Consider the following 2720-nt stretch of genomic DNA (forward strand, 5'->3'; position numbering starts at 1 on the left):
AAGTAAGAATTGGGATCAAGGTGAAAATTATTTTAGTAATGCTGACATTAATGTTTATGTTCATCCAGTAATTGAACATTCAGGCTCAGCTTTACCGAAGAGAGTGAAATAAGGTGATTTAAGTCGTTAGCGGATTAGGAATACGCTAAACGATATTAATGCTGGTTCTGCATTTTCAATCAGTGCAGACTTATGTACTTTAAACGTGATTAATAAATTATATTTGGCTTATTATGATCCTTTGGTTAGCACTAGTTAGAGTTATAGTAAAAATATTAAGCAGAAACGACTTATTTTTAATAATAAGAGGAAATATGTTACTGAAAAGTAAGGAGACAAATTATTACTTTTTTAAAGAGTAATTAGGTCCGTACAATGACGCATTAAAGTGATTCATAAGGGATTCTGAATGCTAAGAGAGTGAGAATGAATTACAAAAGAAAGGTGCATAGGCGCCTTTCTTTTTTTGAAGGGATTTTTTGTTACGAGTTAGTACAAAATTGGGTTCAGGGGGTACTATAAAATTTTAGCTTGATGGCGATGGGGTATCATCCACGTCTATCAACATCACTACACCTATATTTAATACTGCGTTACGTGCCTTTAATCAAGTGAAAAACAAGACCCATTTTGTAAAAACTGAAACCAACGTTTTCTAAACTGAACTTGAACCATATCTGCATGAACATGGGCCTCCATTTTTAAAGCTTCTGGTATAGGTCTAGGATGTTGACTTTCTACAATAATTTGATCCTCTTTTAGTACTCTTAAACTAAATTTAGCTAAAATTTGGTCTAGTAAAGGGAAGTACTTTAAAAATGTCCTTCCGGTATATCCCATAATTAATGTCTCTTCTTCATCAATTGGTGTAAACGTAATGTACTGAATAAATGACTCATTCTCCTGTTTGCCACTGTGAAGCATCCACTGATGTGGGAATTTGTATTCAAGGTAAGCATCACCATTTGAGAATATAAACTGATCCAGTGTTCCCTCCAGCTTATAATTGGTTGATTCGGCTTTTGTTTTTCTACCAATCGTTTTTTTATGTACATAAGCAAGATGAGCAATATCCAGCACAGATTCGATTGATCGAGTAAGGTGTGCATTCCAAGTGGCGTGGAAGAAAGAGAGTTTAAAAGGAGTGTTCTCCATTACATGAAAAGTTTGCCATTCAGGTGGAGTTTCCTCATTATCAGGATATATCCAAATCAACCCAATCTTTTCTTTTACAGGGTATGAGCAAATTTCGGGATAGGTTTATTGGGTTGGGATGGAATTCTTACACAAGTACCACAACTATCGAACTCCCAACCATGGTAGGGACAGACTAGTTTACCATTTACTACTTGTCCCAGTGATAAGTCAGCGCCACGATGAGGGCAGTAAGGTGATAGGGCCTGAACTTCGTCTTTTTCATCCCGATATAATACAAAATCTTTGCCAGCAACTCTTTTTTTTACTGGAATCTTTTTTATATCTTTTGCATAACTCACAGCATACCAATTACGTGGGAATACTCTATTTATATTTAGAGTCATTTATTTTCTCCTTCATTTTTATTCACCTAGTAGATATTAGTGGTGTCTACTGTATACTGTCTATTCTATGCTATAAAATATTTTAAATGTTCGTCTAAAATTAATAAATCTACAGTTTGATCAAATCATTCTGAAAGCCTGTATAATCTCTCTAAATGTAACAAAAATGACTATAGTACAATAGATTTTAAAAAGGAGAAAGTCTTATTTTATTGAAAATTGAGATATTAAGCAATATTCCTATTGCTATTAAATTGACCATTAAAGAACTTCCACCAAAACTTACAAATGGAAATGGAGTACCTGTAAGAGGAAATAGTCCCGTAATACCACCTAAATTTACAACTGATTGCATACCAATCATACATCCTATACCAATTGCTATAAAACTGCCGAATGGATCTACACATAATTGTGCAATTTTTAAGGAGCGAAGTACCATAGTCAAAACTCCAACCAATAGAATAAATACACCAATAAATCCTAGTTCTTCAGAAACTATTGCCATTATAAAATCAGTGTGTGGTTCTGGAAGATAACCTGTTTTTTGTATGCTATTTCCAAATCCACGACCAGTGCTTCCTCCAGAGCCAATGGCAATAAAAGAGTTTACAAGCTGGTATCCATTTCCTTGCGCATCAAGAAAGGGATTGAAAATCGTAGTAATACGTGTCTTTTGAACTGTTGATAAACTATATTGAATCAAATAATATAAAATAGGTAACCATAAAATAGAACCGATGGTAGTTCTTTTGATTAGTAGATTTATATTTATTCCTGAACAAAGAAATATGCTAAAACCTATACCTAATATTAAAAGTGCAGATCCTAAATTTGGTTGTTTAAAGATAAGAAAAAAAATTGTAGCTAAAAAAAATAAAAGTTTTCCGATACCACGCCAGTTATTTTTAGCTTGTTCTTGTCGCAATGCAAAAAAACGGGCTGTTACAAGGATTGTTCCTAATTTAAGAAATTCAGCTGGCTGTATTCCAAAGATCCATGATTGAGCATTATTTACCACTTTTCCTTTCCATAAAACCATAATTAATAAAAAAATCCCCCCAACCATAATACAGATTGAGACTATTCGTTTTTTCCATATTTCATATGGGAGTAAAGCACAAATTATTAATCCTATTGTTCCTAAAAGTAGCTTTGTTAATTGAGAATCAACAAAAT

At 33.2% G+C, this 2720-nt stretch carries 1 protein-coding gene and 3 pseudogenes; 2 read left to right on the forward strand and 2 right to left on the reverse strand.

From position 1 onward, the window contains the following. Both ABWK52_RS26790 and ABWK52_RS26795 read left to right on the forward strand, forming a co-directional pair. Nucleotides 1-112, forward strand: a pseudogene (locus tag ABWK52_RS26790) (Ger(x)C family spore germination C-terminal domain-containing protein); the annotation flags it as partial. Between the two features lie 181 nt (nucleotides 113-293). Next, a pseudogene (locus ABWK52_RS26795) lies at nucleotides 294-362 on the forward strand (HXXEE domain-containing protein); the annotation flags it as partial. A gap of 241 nt (nucleotides 363-603) precedes the next feature. Here ABWK52_RS26795 and ABWK52_RS26800 read toward each other — a convergent pair. Both ABWK52_RS26800 and ABWK52_RS26805 read right to left on the reverse strand, forming a co-directional pair. Continuing rightward, nucleotides 604-1541: pseudogene (locus ABWK52_RS26800) on the reverse strand (Rieske 2Fe-2S domain-containing protein). A 187-nt stretch (nucleotides 1542-1728) separates the two neighbouring features. After that, on the reverse strand, nucleotides 1729-2720 hold a 992-nt coding region (locus tag ABWK52_RS26805), incomplete at its 5' end, for an FtsW/RodA/SpoVE family cell cycle protein (protein WP_353772258.1).

The sequence above is a fragment of the Bacillus sp. AP50 genome (assembly GCF_040492675.1).
In the GTDB taxonomy this organism is placed as follows: domain Bacteria; phylum Bacillota; class Bacilli; order Bacillales; family Bacillaceae_G; genus Bacillus_A; species Bacillus_A cereus.